15 protein-coding genes are annotated in these 16,506 nt (G+C 64.0%); 10 read left to right on the top strand and 5 right to left on the bottom strand.

All coding sequences use genetic code 11. From position 1 onward, the window contains the following. Positions 1 to 137: 137 nt before the first annotated feature. Positions 138 to 806: a met regulon transcriptional regulator MetJ gene (gene metJ, locus FA87_RS21375; RefSeq protein ID WP_345775629.1), complete on the bottom strand. Its 669-nt coding sequence runs from the start codon at positions 804 to 806 to the stop codon at positions 138 to 140. Between the two features lie 404 nt (positions 807 to 1,210). Continuing rightward, on the bottom strand, positions 1,211 to 1,606 hold the full coding sequence (gene gcvH, locus FA87_RS03640) for a glycine cleavage system protein GcvH (protein ID WP_043692501.1): 396 nt from the start codon (positions 1,604 to 1,606) through the stop codon (positions 1,211 to 1,213). A 299-nt stretch (positions 1,607 to 1,905) separates the two neighbouring features. Between gcvH and FA87_RS19715 the strand changes: the two genes are divergently transcribed. Both FA87_RS19715 and FA87_RS03630 read left to right on the top strand, forming a co-directional pair. Beyond that, a complete protein-coding gene (locus FA87_RS19715) occupies positions 1,906 to 3,051 on the top strand; it encodes a DUF3103 family protein (protein ID WP_052191129.1) in 1,146 nt (381 codons plus the stop codon). A 54-nt stretch (positions 3,052 to 3,105) separates the two neighbouring features. After that, positions 3,106 to 3,579 carry a DUF3103 family protein gene (locus tag FA87_RS03630; RefSeq protein ID WP_043692498.1) on the top strand — a complete coding sequence of 158 codons (474 nt, stop codon included), beginning with the start codon at positions 3,106 to 3,108 and terminating at the stop codon, positions 3,577 to 3,579. Between the two features lie 18 nt (positions 3,580 to 3,597). Here FA87_RS03630 and gcvT read toward each other — a convergent pair whose 3' ends face one another. Continuing rightward, positions 3,598 to 4,704, bottom strand: coding sequence for a glycine cleavage system aminomethyltransferase GcvT (gcvT, locus tag FA87_RS03625; RefSeq protein ID WP_043692496.1), 1,107 nt, complete (start codon positions 4,702 to 4,704; stop codon positions 3,598 to 3,600). A 111-nt stretch (positions 4,705 to 4,815) separates the two neighbouring features. Here gcvT and FA87_RS03620 point away from each other — a divergent pair, with 111 nt between their 5' ends. Genes FA87_RS03620 through FA87_RS03605 form a run of 4 tightly spaced genes read left to right on the top strand, consistent with a single transcriptional unit; the run spans position 4,816 to position 8,296 of the window. Then, positions 4,816 to 5,958, top strand: a complete 1,143-nt coding sequence (locus FA87_RS03620) for an MlaE family lipid ABC transporter permease subunit (RefSeq protein WP_043692493.1) — start codon at positions 4,816 to 4,818, stop codon at positions 5,956 to 5,958. Further along, positions 5,955 to 6,740, top strand: coding sequence for an ATP-binding cassette domain-containing protein (locus tag FA87_RS03615; protein ID WP_239708962.1), 786 nt, complete (start codon positions 5,955 to 5,957; stop codon positions 6,738 to 6,740). The genes FA87_RS03620 and FA87_RS03615 overlap by 4 nt, the downstream gene beginning before the upstream one ends. Positions 6,741 to 6,743: 3 nt before the next feature. Continuing rightward, positions 6,744 to 7,682 (top strand): MlaD family protein, encoded by a 939-nt coding sequence (locus FA87_RS03610; protein ID WP_043692487.1) that lies wholly within the window; start codon positions 6,744 to 6,746, stop codon positions 7,680 to 7,682. Continuing rightward, the gene (locus tag FA87_RS03605) at positions 7,679 to 8,296 is read left to right on the top strand and encodes an ABC-type transport auxiliary lipoprotein family protein (protein WP_036115718.1); all 618 of its coding nucleotides are present in this window, start codon (positions 7,679 to 7,681) and stop codon (positions 8,294 to 8,296) included. Before FA87_RS03610 ends, FA87_RS03605 begins: the two co-directional genes overlap by 4 nt. Positions 8,297 to 8,310: 14 nt before the next feature. Here FA87_RS03605 and FA87_RS03600 read toward each other — a convergent pair whose 3' ends face one another. Next, positions 8,311 to 8,856: an alpha-ketoglutarate-dependent dioxygenase AlkB gene (locus tag FA87_RS03600; RefSeq protein ID WP_239708959.1), complete on the bottom strand. Its 546-nt coding sequence runs from the start codon at positions 8,854 to 8,856 to the stop codon at positions 8,311 to 8,313. A gap of 38 nt (positions 8,857 to 8,894) precedes the next feature. Then, positions 8,895 to 10,295: an amidase gene (locus FA87_RS03595; RefSeq protein ID WP_043692484.1), complete on the bottom strand. Its 1,401-nt coding sequence runs from the start codon at positions 10,293 to 10,295 to the stop codon at positions 8,895 to 8,897. Between the two features lie 163 nt (positions 10,296 to 10,458). Here FA87_RS03595 and FA87_RS03590 point away from each other — a divergent pair, with 163 nt between their 5' ends. From FA87_RS03590 to FA87_RS19710, 4 genes are read left to right on the top strand one after another with little or no spacing between them, the layout of a single operon-like run. After that, a complete protein-coding gene (locus FA87_RS03590) occupies positions 10,459 to 12,066 on the top strand; it encodes an electron transfer flavoprotein-ubiquinone oxidoreductase (RefSeq protein WP_043692481.1) in 1,608 nt (535 codons plus the stop codon). Continuing rightward, entirely contained in the window at positions 12,066 to 13,337 is a 1,272-nt protein-coding gene (locus FA87_RS03585) for a glycosyltransferase (RefSeq protein WP_052191128.1), read from the top strand. Before FA87_RS03590 ends, FA87_RS03585 begins: the two co-directional genes overlap by 1 nt. Continuing rightward, a complete protein-coding gene (locus tag FA87_RS03580; RefSeq protein ID WP_043692478.1) occupies positions 13,334 to 13,570 on the top strand; it encodes a hypothetical protein in 237 nt (78 codons plus the stop codon). Before FA87_RS03585 ends, FA87_RS03580 begins: the two co-directional genes overlap by 4 nt. After that, positions 13,567 to 16,356, top strand: coding sequence for a glycosyltransferase family 1 protein (locus FA87_RS19710; RefSeq protein ID WP_052191127.1), 2,790 nt, complete (start codon positions 13,567 to 13,569; stop codon positions 16,354 to 16,356). The genes FA87_RS03580 and FA87_RS19710 overlap by 4 nt, the downstream gene beginning before the upstream one ends. The last annotated feature ends 150 nt before the right edge of the window (positions 16,357 to 16,506 follow it).

Here is a 16,506-nt window from a genome sequence, read left to right as displayed (position 1 = left end):
TTTCCGGGGGAGATATTCTGCGAACCCCATCAATGAATAACCCCGGCAAGCCGGGGTCAAGGTTTCGAAGTGTCTCCCCGCGCTGGGCACCGCGGGGAGATAATTCGGAAACGTACTTTCTTATTGGAAGGTAACGCTTACTTGGCCTTGGCGGCCCGGGGTGCCCTGGCGGTCTTGGTCGCGCGAACGACCTTCGCCGTGGCGACCTTCTTCGAGGCAGCCTTACGCGGGGCGGCAGCCTTACGCGGAGCAGCCTTGCGAGCGGTCTTCTTGACGGAAGCCTTCTTTACGGAAGCCTTCTTGACTGCCTTCTTGGCAGCGACCTTACGGGTGGACGCCTTGCGGGCGACCTTCTTGACCGCAGCCTTCTTGGCGGTGGCCTTCTTGGCCGGCGACTTGCGGGTCGCAGCCTTCTTGACCGCGACCTTACGGGTCGAAGCCTTCTTCGCCGGCGACTTGCGCGCGGCCGTCTTCTTTACGGTGGACTTCTTCGTCGCTTTCTTGGCGGCGGACTTCTTGGCAGTGGCTTTCTTGGCAGTGGCCATAGTTCTCTTCAGCTCCTCATCAGTTGGCAGTGGTTGCCCAGTAAAAGCGTGGAGGAACGCTTCGACCAGCAGGTCGCTGTTCGTAGCGTGCCTCAAATTGTTCACCTGGCGGCGAGTACGTTCATCGGATAGCAGGCGGAGAATGTGCAGCGGAATCGAGACGGTGATCTTGCGTACCGCACCCGCTTTCGAACCATGCTCCACATACGGCCTGACGAATTTTCCTGTTTCCATTTCCGGGTTCCCCGTCAATTGACGCAAAAGCTATTCCTGAACATTTCCGCTGTCAATAAATTTTGGCTCTAAATTGAAGACGTTGCGGACACATACCGGACGATCGGGAAGTCCACCGGGTTTATCCCCGACGCACCTTCGGCATTAGCAAGGCACTAATGGACTTCCATTCAAAACACACCGCATCTCTTATGCGGTTCAAAAAACACCTTAAATAAAGGCGTTTTTTTGTTCGTTCAAAAGAAACGCCGCAATCGCATCGCACCGCGACAGCGCACGTCGTCGCTCCGGTCACCATCCATCGGGAGGCGAATTTCGGGGATGAACGGAACACGACTGAGGCGAAAAAAAAATTTCGCCGAAGACCCCTCCCGGACAAAAAAATGCCGGTCGAAGACGACCGGCATCGGGGTGAAGCGTCGGCGAGTCGATCAGTGGTCGTCGTTCTCGGCGTGCTCGGCGTACTCGTCCGCGGTCATCAGCTCGTCGAGTTCGCTCTTGTCTTCGATCTTCAGTTTGAAGATCCAGCCACCCTCGTACGCATCTTCGTTGATCGTTTCCGGCTTGTCGGAAAGTACCGTGTTCACCTCGATCACTTCGCCCGACACCGGCGCGTAGATATCGGAGGCGGCCTTGACCGACTCGACGACCGCCGTGCCGTGACCGGCCTGCACGCTGCTGCCCACTTCCGGCAACTCGACGTAGACCAGATCGCCCAGTGCGCCCTGCGCATGGTCGGAGATGCCGACGGTGACCGTACCGTCCTGTTCGACGCGGACCCACTCGTGGGTTTTTGCAAATTTCAGATCGCCGGGGATTTCGCTCATGGGGTGTTCCTCGTTGTCTCGGGACGGGGGGTGCGTTGGTGCGACGGCCAATTGTCGCCGGTCCGCGCGTTTCGCGAAAGCGTCTGGGAGAAACGCGGGCGCAATGCGCGGCTGCGGGCGTTCGCCTGCCCTCTGGCTACGAACTCCCCTACGTGAACCTAAGGCTTCGCTCGCAGCGCGAGCGAACACGCGGGCATACGCTGACAACCAGCTCGGCCAATCGAGCTGAACCACGAAGGCGACCTCCGACGTCGCCCGCCCCATTCCCCATGGAGAACCTTATGACACGGAAAACCAGGATGACCTGCCTTGCAGCCCTCATCGCCGTCGCGCTCTCGCCGTCGCTGATGGCGACGGACGTTTCCTCCCCCGGCGACGCACGCGTCGCACTGGCACGCGACCTCGCCTCGATCCTCCACCAGCCCGCCCTCGATACCGCCATCCGTGACCATCTGGGTAACGGCAAGGCCCCATTGGCGGAAATTCTCAACGACTACGCCCAGACCGCGGTCGCCGATGGCAAGCAGGACGTCGTGGACGACATGCTCGACCTCGACCGACAGGCCGTCCACCTGCGCGGCCTCGAGGGCAGGCTCGGCCATATCGCCAGCGTGCGTGTCCACGGTCTGGGCGCACATCCGCAACCCAGGAGTCTTCGCGGCTTCTGGACCGCCGCCGTGACCAGCGACGGTTCGACCGGCAAGAAACAGGTCGTCGCGTTCGATCCCGAGGGTAAGCGACACAGCTTCGCGATCGACCAGGCACCCGACATCCCCATGCTCCTGGTGGAAACCGACGGTACCGCCGCTGTGCAGGCAGGCATGGCCGTACTCAATGAGGCGGCGCGTGGCGATTCGTCAAGTCGTCGACTGACGACCTTCGCCCGGGCTGACGCTGGCGAAACGAAGGGCGAGTTGCTGACCATCCTCAAGGAAATCTATCTGGAGAAGGATCACGAGCCCAACATTCAGGGCGATGCCGAGGTGTTTGCTGTCGTGTCCGGCGTCGATGCCGCCGGTAAACCCGTCGTCGTCACCCAGGACATGCCCTGGCTCGACCACGACAAGCGCTGGTATACGCCGAGACAGGACCTGATCAACTGGACACAGTTCGGCACCAACTACGTCAACGTGCAGTTCTTTGAAGACGACGGCAACGTCAACTTCCAGAAGCTTGCGTCCGCCCTGACGGAGGCGGTGGGCGACACCGCGCTGGTCGTGTCGCCGGCGGCTCCGCCCGCGCTCATCGTGGCGGGCATCTCCAGGATCGGTCAGAAGATACTCGGCGCGATGGAGAGTTCGTGGTTCGAAAACAGCACGGACTACATCGATTCGTTCTACGTGCTGGAGCGCGGGCACGATTACGGCAGCAAGAACGCTCCGCTGATCGGCGCCCGCGGCGAAGTGAAAATGGTCCTGGCGCCCTACGAGGTCCGCCAGCGTTGACGAGAAGGCCGGGGTGGCACGCCATCCCGGCCTTTCTTCCCATGGAGCAAAACGATGCACCTGCCACCAGGCACGACGTTTCTTCTTTTCCTGCTGACCGTCGTCGCGAGCGTACCGTCGACCGCGCGTGCCGTGACGACCGGTCATTCGCCAACCCCGGAAGCCACCACCATGCTGCGGCGCATCCTGCTTCGCGACGACAAACATCCCGATTCGCTCGGCGAGGCATCGATTTTTGTCGTGGTTTCCGGGACCGGTCAGGACGGCAAGCCGCGGACCGAAGTCCATCCCCTGCCCTGGGTCAAGCGGGATAGGACCTGGTATGACAGGTCCTATCCGTTGGTGGACTGGCGCCGCTTCACCGGCGGCTACGTCACGCTGCACATCTATGACCGCACGTCCGGCGAGGACGTCGCGCATGTGGATACCTTCTACGTCATCCAGCCGCAACGCAAATATCTGCTGCAGAACGGCGCAGCGGGCAACGCCGTCCTGTCACTGGAGCCGGGCGCGGCGTCCGCACGCTGACATATATATATGTGTACGTCAGTCGGCGATGCCGGGCATGGGCTGGCCGTCACGGACGAACGGGAACCTGACCACGCGCACCGGAATCTCGCGACCGCGGATGTCCACGCGCACGTCGCCGTGCTCGCCGACCGGAATGCGGGCGAAAGCGACCGACTTGCCGAGCGTCGGTGCGAAGCCGCCGGAAAGAATCTCGCCCTCGCCAATCGCCGTGAGAACTTTCTGGCCGTGACGGAGCACGCCCTTCTCGTCCATCACCAGACCGACCATGACACGTGACACCCCGTCAGCCTTCTGCGACTCCAGCGCGGCGCGGCCGATGAAGTCGCGGCCTTCGTCGAACGAGATCGTCCAGGCCAACGCGGCCTCCCATGGCGTGACCGTTTCGTCCATGTCCTGACCGTAGAGATTCATGCCGGCTTCGAGGCGCAGGGTGTCGCGCGCACCCAGACCCGCCGGGGCGACGCCCGCCTCGCGCAGCAGGTTCCACAGCTCGACCACGCGGCTGTTCGGTACGACGACTTCGAAGCCGTCTTCACCCGTGTAACCGGTGCGGGCGAGGAACAACGGCATGCCGTTGGGACCTTCGACCTCGATGGCGGCGAACTTGCCCAGCTTCGTCGCCTTCTCGCGGACGTCCTCGGGCAGCAGTGCGATCAGCTTCTGTCGGGCGTTCGGACCCTGCACCGCGATCATGCCGAACTCGGGGCGCTCACGGACGGTGACGTCGAAGGCCGCCGCCTGCTTCGTGATCCACGCGAGATCCTTGACGCGCGTCGCCGCATTGACGACCAGACGGAAAAAATCCTCGCGCAGGAAGTAGACGATGAGGTCGTCGATGACACCGCCGTTCTCGTCGAGCATGCAGGTGTAGAGCGCCTTGCCCGATTTGGCCAGCTTGTCGACATTGTTGGCGACCAGCTTGCGAAGAAAGGGACGGACCTGCTCGCCGGTCAGGTCGACGACCGTCATGTGCGACACGTCGAACATGCCGGCGTCCTTGCGGACGGCGTGGTGTTCTTCGATCTGCGAGCCGTAGGCGATCGGCATGTCCCAGCCGCCGAAGTCGACCATGCGGGCACCGAGTTCACGGTGGGTGGCGTTGAGTTCGGTCTTTTCGGTCATCGGAGTACCTTGCGGGGGATGGCGGTGGGATACAGCCCCGCATTATCCGGTCCGACGACAGATAAGGCCAATCGCAGCGCAACACGTCCGGACTAAGGTAGCCTTCCTTCCATGACGACGGCACCCGCCCCCGGCTCCGCCACCCTGACCCGCGACGCGGCGGGCGAACGACTGTCGATCTCGGGCGACTGGACGCTCGCCCACTATCCCGCCCTGCAGCGTCGCGCCAACGAACTGGCTGGATCGATCGGGGCGGAGGTCGCCGTCGACATCGCGCGGCTCGGCGCGATGGACACCTCCGGTGCCTTCGTCATCGCCGAACTGCTCGGCAGCGCACGCACCCAGCAACTGGCCCAGCATGAGGACCTGCCCGCTGCGCGGCGCGCGCTGCTGAAGACCGTGGGCGACGCCATCGACACCTACTGCAAGGGCGTGAAGCGCAAGCGCAACGCCGGCTTCGTCGAAGCACTGGAGCGGATCGGCAGGTCGCTCGAAGGTTCCTGGAAACAGACCGCGAAGCTGCTGGCTTTCATCGGCATCACCCTGCAGGGATTTCTCGCCACCGTCTGGCAGCCGAAGCGCTGGCGGGTCACCTCACTGGTGTCGCACATCGAGCAGACCGGTCTGGATGCGGTACCGATCCTGGCGTTGCTTTCCTTCATGGTCGGTGCGGTGGTCGCCTTCCTCGGCTCGACCGCGCTGGCCAGCTACGGCGCCAGCATCTTCACCGTCGATCTGATCGGCTTCGCCTTCCTGCGCGAGTTCGGCGTCCTGCTGACCTCGATCCTGCTTGCCGGCCGGACCGCGAGCGCCTTCACCGCGCAGATCGGTTCGATGAAGGCGCGGGAAGAGATCGACGCCATCCGCACGCTGGGACTGGACCCGGTCCAACTCCTCGTCCTGCCTCGCGTGCTCGCCCTGCTGATCGCCCTGCCCCTGCTCACCTTCATCGCCATGATCGCCGGCATCGTCGGCGGCGGCGTGGTCTGCATGGCGGTGCTGAAGATGTCGCCGTCGATGTTCCTGTCGATGTTCCAGGCCGACATATCGCTGACCCAGTTTCTGGTCGGCATCGCCAAGGCGCCCGTCTTCGCTTTCATGATCGGGGTGATCGGCTGCATGGAGGGCTTCAAGGTATCGGGCAGTGCGCAGTCCGTCGGCGAGCACACCACCTCGGCGGTGGTGCAGTCCATCTTCGTGGTGATCCTGCTCGATGCCCTCGCCGCCCTCTTCTATATGGAGATGGGCTGGTGAGCGCGCGCGAGACCGTCATCGAAGTGCGTGGCCTGGTCAATCGCTTCGGCGCGCAGACCGTGCACGAGAACCTCGACCTCGATGTCTACCGGGGCGAGATCATCGGCGTCGTCGGCGGATCGGGTACCGGCAAGTCGGTCCTGCTGCGGACCATCGTCGGTCTCGTGCGACCGGTTGCTGGTGAAGTACGGGTCTTCGGGGAAGACCTGCTCTCGCTGTCGGCGGAAAAGCGGTCGCTCGTGGAGCGTCGTTTCGGCGTGCTGTTCCAGAGTGGCGCGCTGTTCTCGTCGCTGACGGTCGCCGAGAACGTCGCGCTCCCGCTCGTCGAACACGCCGGTCTCGACCGCCTGGACGCGCAGCGGCTGGCGGGCGTCAAGCTGGCCTTGTCCGGACTGCCGGTGGATGCGGGGCGTAAGTATCCCTCGCAACTGTCGGGCGGCATGATCAAGCGCGCGGCACTGGCCCGCGCGCTGGCGCTGGATCCCGAGATCCTGTTTCTCGACGAGCCGACCGCGGGACTCGACCCGATCAGCGCGGCGGCGTTCGACAGCCTCCTCGTCACCCTGCGCGACGCGCTGGGTCTCACCGTTTTTCTGGTCACCCACGATCTGGACACCTTGTATTCGACCTGCGACCGCGTCGCCGTGTTGTCGCAGCGGCGCGTGCTCGCCGCGGCGCCGATCGATGAGGTCGCCCGCACCGACGACGCCTGGGTCCAGGCCTATTTCAACGGACCGCGCGGTCGCGCGGCCACCCTCGCCGCCCACCGAGGCAAGGACTGAGTCATGGAAACGCGTGCCCACCACGTCTTGATAGGACTGTTCGCGGTCCTCGTCGTCTTGTTCGGCCTGGCCTTCGGGGTCTGGCTGGCCAAGGCGCACTCCGATCAGGAGTGGAACTATTACGACATCGTGTTCAACGAGGCGGTCACCGGCCTGTCGAAGGGCGGCGCGGTGCAGTACAACGGCATCCGCCTCGGCGATGTCACGCAGCTGCGTCTGGATCCCGAAGACCCGCGCCGTGTGCTCGCCCGTGTCCGCCTGACCGGCGACACACCGTTGCGCAAGGACACGCACGCCAAGCTGGCCGTCACGGGTGTGACCGGTGTGGCCATCATCCAGCTTTCCGGCGGTTCGCCCGGCAGCCCGCTGCTGGTGGGTCATGACGGCGAAGTGCCGGTCATCATGGCCGACCCTTCCCCGCTCGCGCGACTCCTCGCCGGCGGCGAGGACCTGATCACCAACATCAGTCAGGCCGCCGCGCAGGCCAAGGATCTGCTGTCGAAGGACAACGTGCAGCGCATCGAGCGCACGCTGGATCATCTGGACAAGACCACCGCGGTCATCGCCGACGAGCGTGAGGACATCCGCTCGCTGATCAGGCAGCTGAATACGACGACGCAGGAAGCGAGCGCCACCCTCGCCGAGAGCCGCACGCTGGTGCACAACGCCAACGGTCTGGTCGAAGGCCAGGGCAAGGCGACGCTGGAGAGCGCGCAGCGGGCGATGGCGTCACTGGAGCATTCGATGGCCTCGGTCGATCGCCTGCTCAATGACAACGCCGATGCGATCAATGGCGGCGCCGCCAGTCTGGGCGACCTCGCTCCGGCATTGCGTGAGCTGCGCGACACGCTGGGTTCGCTGCGCTCGATCACCCGCCGTCTCGACGAAAACCCCAGCGGCTACCTGTTCGGCCGCGAGAAGACCAAGGAGTTCACGCCATGAGCCGTGCCCGCTTCGCCGCTCCACTGCTCATCGCCCTGCTGGCCGGCTGCTCGATCCTGCCGAAGGCGGAAACGCCACGTATCTATACGTTACCCGCGGCGCCCGGCGCACGACCCGCCGCCTCGGCGGCGACGCCAGTCAGCTGGTCGCTACGTATCGCCTCACCCAATGCACCGCGCGCGCTGGACAATGCGCGCATCGCGGTAGTGCCCGAAGCGAACACCATTACGGTGTACGCGGGAGCGCGCTGGGCGGACAGCGTGCCGCATCTGGTTCGCGATCGCTTCGCGGATGCGTTCCGGGACAGCGGGCGTGTTTCAGCCATCAGTACCGATGACAGCAATCTGGGCGCGGACGTCGAACTGGGCGGGTCGCTCGCCGCGTTCCAGACCGAATATGTCGGTGGCGCGCCGGAAGTGGTGATTCGCTTCGATGCGATTCTCGCCAGTACGCGGAAGCATCAGATCGTCGCGTCGCGACGGTTCGAAGTGCACGAGCCGGTCAGCGGGAAAGAAGTGCCGCAGGTGGTCGAGGCGTTCGGGCGGGCGATGGATAAGGTGTCACGGGACGTGGTGAGCTGGACGTTGGCCTCCCGGGAGCAGGAGCATCGGTAACCCGGTTGGCGACGCTAGGCAATGTTCCGAAAGGTCAGATTGAGCCGAGCCCCCGCGACCCGCTTCCTGACCGGCAGCTCGTGCTTATAGAGCCGCTGGGTCTCTCCGCCCATCCGTAAGAGGCCGCCATGCGGCAGCGCGATGGCGACAGGCTCGCCCCCTGCCTTCGCCCGGAAACGAAACGTACGCTCCGCTCCCAGGCTGACCGAGGCGATCACCGGTGCCGCGCCAAGCTCCGGCTCGTCATCGCTGTGCCAGCCCATCCGGTCGGATCCATCGCGATAGAGATTCGCCAGCACGCTGTTGAACGGCGCATCGCACGCCGCCGCCACGCGATCGCGCAACGCGAGTAACGCCGGCGTCCAGGGCCGCGGCGCGAAGCGCGTCCCCGAGTAGCGGTACGTCGCCGCTTCGTCGCCGATCCAGGCACTGAGTCGCGGCGAGTCCACGACCCGCCCGAACATGCGGATACGGTGAACCTCCCAGGGCAGACGGTCACGCAGCTCATCGAGCAGCGCGTCGGCTTCCTCGCGCGGCAGCCAGGCCGGCGCAAACGTCACGTCGGCGCCGGGCAGATCGATACGCTGCCAGTCCGGAATCAGGCGGGCTCCACCGGGTACGTGGGCTCGGCATCCAGCGACGACGCGCAGACAGCGGCCAGTTCGAGCAGACGCAGGTCGGAACCGCGTGCGCCGATCAGCTGCATGCCGATGGGCAGGCCGTTGGGCAACGTACCCATGGGGATACTGACAGCGGGGCAACCGGCCAGGCTGGCGAAGCCGCACAGATCCGCCTGCGACGCCGGGACCGGGCCATCCAGCGGGAACGCGCCCTGCGGCGTGGTCGGAAGCACCAGGACGTCGACCTGAGCGAACAGACGGCGCATCTTCAGCGTCGCCGCGTCCAGGACGAGATCGGCCGCCGCGTATTCAGCGGCGGATTTCTTCGTCGCAAAACCGACCATGTCGCGGAAAGCGTTCGAGACCGGGTAGGCCTCATCGGCCAGCTCGGCGGCGAAGGTGTTGATCATCTCCGCTTCCATCAGCAGCAGGCCGGCACGACGCGTCTTCGCGAAATCCCAGTCGGAGAAGTCGACACTGCGACGTTCACCGAGCTCGCCCTGCAGGCGCGCCAGCGCGGCCTCGAACACGTCGATCACGTCACGCTCGACGCCCACCGCCGCCAGATCGGGCAGGAAACCGGCACGCAGGTTGCCCGGCTCCCAGTCCGGCGGCGAGAACGCGACACGACGGCGACGCGAGCGCGGATCGTCCGCGTCATAGCCGGCGAGCGTCTGCAGCAGGACCGTCAGGTCGTCGACGCCGCGCGCCAGCAGGCCCACCGCATCGAGCCGCCGCGCGGCCGGTACCAGGCCTCGCGCGGAAATTTCGCCGTGCGTCGGCTTGAGGGCGTAGATGCCGCAGTAGCTCGCAGGAACGCGGATCGAACCGAGGCTGTCCGAGCCGATGGCGGCTACGGCCATGCCGGAGGCCACCGCCGCGGCCGCACCGCCGGACGAACCGCCCGCCGTGTAACCGAGCCGGTGCGGATTGTGCGTCGCGCCATGAAACGGGTTGTTCGTGGTAAGGCCGAGCGCGCCTTCATCCATATTGGTCTTGCCAAGCAGCACCGCGCCTGAGGCACGCAGGCGCGCCACGACATGCGCATCCTCCTCCGGTACGACGGTGCGGCGCCGCATACCCGCGCGCGTCGGCACGCCGGCGACGTCGAAATTGTCCTTGATCGCGATCGGCATGCCGTCGAGGCGACCGATCACACCGTCCCGGCGACGCCGGTCGGCGGCCAGCGACTGCTCCTGGATCAGGGAAACGCTGTAATCGGAAAAAGCATTCAGACGCGGGTTCAGACGCTCGATCGCGTCCTGGTAAACGTCGGACAGGGCCTGGGGCTGGACCCTTCCAATAGCCAGCCAGTGCAGAATCTGCAGTAGCGTGGCGCGGCGCATGTCGTTATCGGCGACCGGCGGCATCGTATTCATGAACTCTCCTTGCGCTGGGGACGATTATGAACGCGATATGTGAAAGTGATGCAAGGCTTAATGACGCGAATGTGTTTGAAACGCGCCATTTGCCCCTCTGGCGGCGAAAACGGACAATGCCAGGTCAACCCTCCCCAGCCAGCCGAGTTTGAGTGAGCCAGCCATGAGCGAACGCGAAACCATGGAATACGACCTCGTCGTCGTCGGGGCCGGCCCCGCCGGTCTCGCGTTCGCGATGCGTACGAAACAACTCAATCCGGAGATCACCGTCTGCGTGATCGAGAAGGCATCCACGATCGGCGCGCAGATTCTCTCTGGCGCGGTGATCGAGACGGCGCCCCTCGACCGCCTGCTACCGGAATGGCGCAAGGCGCCCCCGCCGGTCTGCGTGCCGGTGACGAAGGACGAGTTCTGGCTGCTGCGCGACCACGCCTCGGGCAGCAAGCTGCCGGTGACGCCGCCGCAGATGAACAACCACGGCAACGTCATCGTCAGCCTCGGCGCACTCTGCGCGTGGCTGGCGCCTCAGGCGGAAGCGCTGGGCGTCGACGTTTTTCCCGGCTATGCGGCCGCCGAGGCGCTGTTCGACGAGAGCGGCGCGGTGAACGGCGTGCGCATCGGCGACATGGGCGTGGCACGCGATGGCACGCACAAACCCGGCTATACCGAAGGCATCGACATCCGCGCGAAGGTCACGGTGCTGGCCGAAGGCTGTCGCGGACACATCAGCAAGGCGCTGATCAGGCACTTCGACCTCGATAAGGACAGCGACCCGCAGACCTACGGCATCGGCATCAAGGAGCTGTGGCAGCTGCAGCCCGGCCGCGGCGAAGCCGGCAAGGTGGTGCACACCGCCGGCTGGCCGCTCGCCAACGACACGTACGGCGGCAGCTTCCTCTATCACCTCGACAACGACCGCGTGGCCATCGGCTTCGTCGTCGGCCTCGATTATCCGGACCCCAAATTCTCGCCGTTCGAGGCGTTCCAGCAGTTCAAGCACCACCCGAACGTGAAGAGCCTGCTCGAGGGCGGCACGATCGTCTCCGCCGGCGCACGCGCCATCGTCGAAGGTGGCGCGCAGTCCCTGCCGAAGGTGGAGATGCCGGGCGCGATCCTCATCGGCGACTCCGCCGGTCTGGTCAACGTGCCCAAGATCAAGGGCACGCACCAGGCGATCGCCTCGGGCATGCTCGCCGCGGAACATCTCGTGGCATCGCAGCTCTCGCCCGCCGGCTGGGATGCGGCGTTGCGTGACTCGGCGGTCGTCGCCGAACTGAAGAAGGTGCGCAACATCCGCCCTGGCTTCAACAAGGGCCTGTGGTTCGGCCTGATCAACGCCGCGTGGGAAACCGTCACCGGCGGCCGCTCGCCGTGGACGCTGAAGAACCACGCGGACTGGTCGTCGCTGGGCAAGCTCGGCCAGTACGAGACCCCGAAGAAGGACTATGTCGACCGCACACTGGCACCGCGAGACCGGCTCGCCAGCGTGTATTTCGCGGCGACCGAGCACGATGAGGACCAGCCGGTGCATCTCAAGGTGGCCGACACCTCGATCTGCATCGACCGGTGCACGACCGAGTATGGCAATCCTTGCGAGAAGTTCTGCCCGGCGGGAGTTTACGAGATGGTGCAGGATGAGGGCGGCAGGCGGCTGCAGATCAATTCGGCGAACTGCGTGCATTGCAAGACGTGCGATATCAAGGACCCGTATCAGATCATTACCTGGGTGACGCCTGAGGGCGGGTCCGGGCCGAATTATCAGAATCTTTGATGGATATTGGCTGGAAATTGCGGCGGATCGGACATGTGCTGCGGCGCCTGAAGGGAAGCATTGCCATTCGTGGATGGCGCGGCACCGTGCGCCGGGCGATGCTCGCCCGGAACCGCGCCGACGCGGGCGTGGCGGACGACGCGATACCAGCCACCCTGAAACCGCCCGCCCCCGGCAAACCCGCACGACGGATACTCGTCATCGAGACCATGACGCCCGATCCCACGCGCGATTCCGGCTCCATGCGACTGTGCCAGATCTTCCGGCTGCTCAATGCGGATGGCTGGTACATCGACTTCACGGCGGATGATAACGATGCGACCCCGCGAGACATCGCGAGGCTCGCTGCCTTGGGTGTGGCGGTCCACCGCGGCAATGCGGCATCCTGGATGCGCACCCACGGAGCGACCCTGGACGCCGTGATGCTGTGCCGCCTTCCCGTGGCTGACCAGTATCTGGCGCTGACGCGCCAGCTTGCTCCCCGTGCGCGCGCCGTGTTCGATACCGTCGACCTGCATTTCATACGCGAGCAACGAGCAGCCACGCTGACGTCCAACCCCGCGCTCGCACGGCAAGCCGCACGGTCACGGCGGCGCGAACTCGCGATGGTGGAACAGGCCGATGTCACGCTTGTAGTAAGCGGCGACGAGCGTGACATCCTCGCGACGGAGGCACCGCAGTCGCGCGTCGAACTGGTCAGCAATATTCACGATGTCGCCGGGCGGTCGATGCCGTTCGCGTCGCGCAGCGGCCTGTTGTTCGTCGGTGGCTTCGGTCATCCACCCAATGAGGATGCGGTGCGGTGGTTCGCGGCGAACGTGCTTCCCCTTGTGCGAGCGAACGATCCAACGATTATTTTCCATGTGGTCGGCGATATCGACGACACCACCCGAAGCGCCATCGAGTGCGACGGTATGCAGGTGCACGGTCGCGTGGAAGACCTCACTCCACTGCTTGCCTCAACGCGAATCTCGGTCGCGCCGCTTCGCTTTGGCGCGGGGGTCAAGGGAAAGGTTAACCAAGCCATGAGCCGCGGGTTGCCGGTTGTTCTGACGACTTTGGCCGCAGAGGGAATGCACCTGCGTGACGGCGTGGACGCCCTTATCGAGGACCACGCCGAAGGCATGGCCGAGGCGATCAACCGCGCCTATCATGATGAGGCGCTTTGGATCCGACTTTCAGATGCAGGGCTCGACAACGTGCGCCGCCATTTCTCCACGGAGCGCGCTCTGCATGCGCTACTCCGAGCGCTTGAGGGGGGAGTTGCATGAAGCTCACCGCACAACGTGCGCTGCGGTATCTGCTGCACTTCTTAGGGCGTCGCCCTGCCCTTAAACGCCTAATCGTCGATGCCATTTATCGCATGCCCGCACTCGACGCGAAGCTCCGCACAGCGGCCTCCAAGGCGAATCATCCGGAGGCCGTGCTCGACGTCGATGCGAACCGACTGCCCGATGCGAGCCGCCGCGCATATGACCGCATGCGTCACCAATCGCCGCAATGAAGGTACTGATCGACATGCAGGGCGTGCAGACCGACAGCCGTCATCGCGGTATCGGTCGTTACTGCCTGGCGGCCGCCAGAGCGACTTTGGAGGCGGGCTGGCACTCGCACGACATCAGCCTGATGTTCAACGCGGCTCTAGACGGCGTTGATCGGGCTGTCGACATGCTTGCCGAAGCCGGCCTCCAGGTAGAAAGGCGCTCCTTCGGGCCGATCCGTAATACCTCGTCCGACAATGCCGCTAACGACACTCGACGACTCGCGGCTGAGCGTGTCTACACCTTCGCGCTGGATGCTCAAGATGCAGATGTCGTCTGGCTTGGCAGCGTGGTCGAGGGCTTTTCGAGCGACGCCTTGGTGCCTCACGCGATGCCGAAGGCGCTCACCGTCGCCACGCTATACGACCTCATACCCCTTCACAACCCCGCAAAACTGGGCAAGTCACGAGCGCGTGATTGGTATATGCGTAGAATTGCTACGCTCAGACAATGCGACGTTTTGCTGGCTATTTCCGAGTGGGTACGATCCGATGCCATCGAACGACTTGGTATCGAGCCCGACAGGATTGTTACGATCGGCGCGGGCGTAGACCAGCGATTTATACCCGCAGCCACCGGGACGAGTCACGCAGAGTGGGTTGCGGAGCGGTTCGGCATTGAACGACCTTATGTCATGTACAGCGGTGGATTCGATGAGCGAAAGAACGTCCTCGCTCTCGTGGAATCATATGCATCGCTTCCGGACGACTTGCGTCGACGTCATTCGCTTGTCGTTGTTGGACGTATCGATCCTCCGGTGGAAGCGCGATTCGTTGCCGAGATGTCCAGGCTTCGGCTGCGTCCGGAGGAAGTCATTTTCACCGGCTTCGTCAGCGACGAGGATCTGGTCCAACTTTACCAGGCGTGCGCCGTTTTTGTCTTCCCATCCGAGAGTGAAGGATTCGGCCTCCCAGTGCTCGAGGCGATGGCCTGTGGGGCCCCGACCTTGGCCAACGATGCGTGCAGCCTTCCGGAGGTCGTCGGTAACTCAGAGGCTCTCTTCGACGCCGCGAACCCCGGCTCGATGTCGGCAAGAATCCAAGCAGTCCTGACCGATGCCGAGCTCTCCGAGCGGCTACGTCGCAGCGGGCTTGAGCGCGCGTCGCACTTTACTTGGTCTTCCGTGGCAGCTCGCTTCCTGACGGCGATCGAAACACACGTGCCACGAAAGCGAGCGCTCCACCCGAGCGGGATGCAAGCGTCTTCGCTACCAGTTTTCCACATGGATCAGGGCAACGTAGCCCGCCAACTGTCCGACTTGCGCCGCCGCCCAGGTACTGTCATATGGTCGGGGCCCCCTCCCGAAGCTGGCCCCACGGAGGCATCCGATCGTTATCGTCTAGGTGGATATGCTCAAATCGGCGAGACGGGCGATGGAAGAGAATGGCTGTGCCTGCTGGCCGAAGACGCGACCGGCATCGTGCTTGATGAAGGCATGAGCGCGGATAGGCTCGCGGCAGAAGTGAACGAAGTCCAGTGCCGCCACACCCTTGCCCAGCAACTTGCAGTGGAGCGGGACATTGCCGGAACGCTAGCGCATTGCCTTAGCGATGACGACCTAGCCAGGGTAGCAGACGCCCTGGCCAGGGCTCGGCCCGCCCCGCATGCCCGATGGCTCATTGATGTAACCCATATCTCCGTCAGCGATGTCGGAACCGGAGTTCATCGCGTCGTCAGGTCAATATTGCGCGAGTGGCTACGCGAACCACCCAAAGGAATAAGAATCGAGCCGATCGCTTACCGCGACGGGCGCTATCACCACGCTCATGCCTATGCGTGCAAGCTCATCGGAGCCGTGTGGCCGTCGGAGCTTCCGGAAGACATCGTGAGCATATTTGGCAATGAGACATATATAGCGCTCGACTGGACGATGGACAGCCTTCCCTCAAGCGCCGCCTTGCTCCAGACCTGGCGCCGTGCGGGCGTGAAGATGCATTTCATCGTCCACGACCTTCTCCCGCTTATTTTGCCCGACACGTTCCATTCCCAGACTCAGCAAAGCTTCTCAAATTGGATAAGAACGATTACCGGGCTGGCGGACTCGCTGCATTGCGTCTCACGTTCAACTGCGACCGACCTCCAAGCTTGGCTCGAAGATCACGGCCCGCTTCTGCCCCCGAAGGTGACTGCCTTCGGTCTCGGCGCCGATGTCGGCCCAACACTGGTTGGCGGATCGTTATCTCCCGGACTGGAAAAAGCCCTTGCCAGTCGGCCCTCGCTCTTGATGGTCGGCACGCTTGAGCCTCGCAAGGGGCATGCCCAGGCTCTGGATGCGTTGGAGCTACTGTGGGAATCGGGGCTTGACGTGACGCTTATCATCATTGGCCAACGCGGATGGCTCGTGAACGATCTAATAAAGAGGCTCCAGACTCATCGCGAGAATGGCCACCGATTGTTCTGGTTGGACACTGCTGGCGACGAGACACTTTATGCGGTCTATGAGCGAGCTACCGTATTGCTTAACGCATCACGAGGTGAAGGTTACGGACTTCCCCTGATCGAGGCAGCCCAGCGCGGCAAGCCTGTTATAGCTAGGGCCCTGAGGGTGTTCCGCGAAGTCGCAGGCGACTACCCTTCGTACTTCGACACCGATACACCGGCAGGGCTTGCTACCCACATTGCCCGATGGTTGGCCGAACGCCCCAGCCCTGGGACCCACCCACCCTGGAAATCCTGGCGGGAGAGCGCCAATTTGCTAGCGCGCGCCGTATCGGGTGAGCAGAGTCGGTCGGCTTGCCATGTCGACTGACGACCGTCGCGGCAGGTTGGGAGCGGCACCGCGCCGGCCCGTGGTGCTATCATTTTCCGTTGGGCTCAGTCGGTCGATACCGGCTCGTGTCCTATACCTGCGAGCTTTTAAGCCCTCTTGAGGGCTGCTCCAGAACAACATTTCAATCGG

Source organism: Luteibacter sp. 9133, from assembly GCF_000800155.1.
Classification (GTDB): Bacteria; Pseudomonadota; Gammaproteobacteria; order Xanthomonadales; family Rhodanobacteraceae; genus Luteibacter; species Luteibacter mycovicinus.
Note: the sequence above shows the minus strand (reverse complement) of the source record. Positions and strands in the feature narration are given on the sequence as shown.

What these genes read in the sequence shown, in the direction of transcription:
- FA87_RS03595 (WP_043692484.1), bottom strand. Translation starts at nt 10,295, where the DNA reads ATGAATACGATGCCGCCGGTCGCCGATAACGACATGCGCCGCGCCACG.
- FA87_RS19710 (WP_052191127.1), top strand. Translation starts at nt 13,567, where the DNA reads ATGAAGGTACTGATCGACATGCAGGGCGTGCAGACCGACAGCCGTCAT.
- FA87_RS19715 (WP_052191129.1), top strand. Translation starts at nt 1,906, where the DNA reads ATGACCTGCCTTGCAGCCCTCATCGCCGTCGCGCTCTCGCCGTCGCTG.
- FA87_RS03620 (WP_043692493.1), top strand. Translation starts at nt 4,816, where the DNA reads ATGACGACGGCACCCGCCCCCGGCTCCGCCACCCTGACCCGCGACGCG.
- FA87_RS03590 (WP_043692481.1), top strand. Translation starts at nt 10,459, where the DNA reads ATGAGCGAACGCGAAACCATGGAATACGACCTCGTCGTCGTCGGGGCC.
- gcvH (WP_043692501.1), bottom strand. Translation starts at nt 1,606, where the DNA reads ATGAGCGAAATCCCCGGCGATCTGAAATTTGCAAAAACCCACGAGTGG.
- FA87_RS03580 (WP_043692478.1), top strand. Translation starts at nt 13,334, where the DNA reads ATGAAGCTCACCGCACAACGTGCGCTGCGGTATCTGCTGCACTTCTTA.
- FA87_RS03630 (WP_043692498.1), top strand. Translation starts at nt 3,106, where the DNA reads ATGCACCTGCCACCAGGCACGACGTTTCTTCTTTTCCTGCTGACCGTC.
- FA87_RS03610 (WP_043692487.1), top strand. Translation starts at nt 6,744, where the DNA reads ATGGAAACGCGTGCCCACCACGTCTTGATAGGACTGTTCGCGGTCCTC.
- FA87_RS03605 (WP_036115718.1), top strand. Translation starts at nt 7,679, where the DNA reads ATGAGCCGTGCCCGCTTCGCCGCTCCACTGCTCATCGCCCTGCTGGCC.
- gcvT (WP_043692496.1), bottom strand. Translation starts at nt 4,704, where the DNA reads ATGACCGAAAAGACCGAACTCAACGCCACCCACCGTGAACTCGGTGCC.
- FA87_RS03585 (WP_052191128.1), top strand. Translation starts at nt 12,066, where the DNA reads ATGGATATTGGCTGGAAATTGCGGCGGATCGGACATGTGCTGCGGCGC.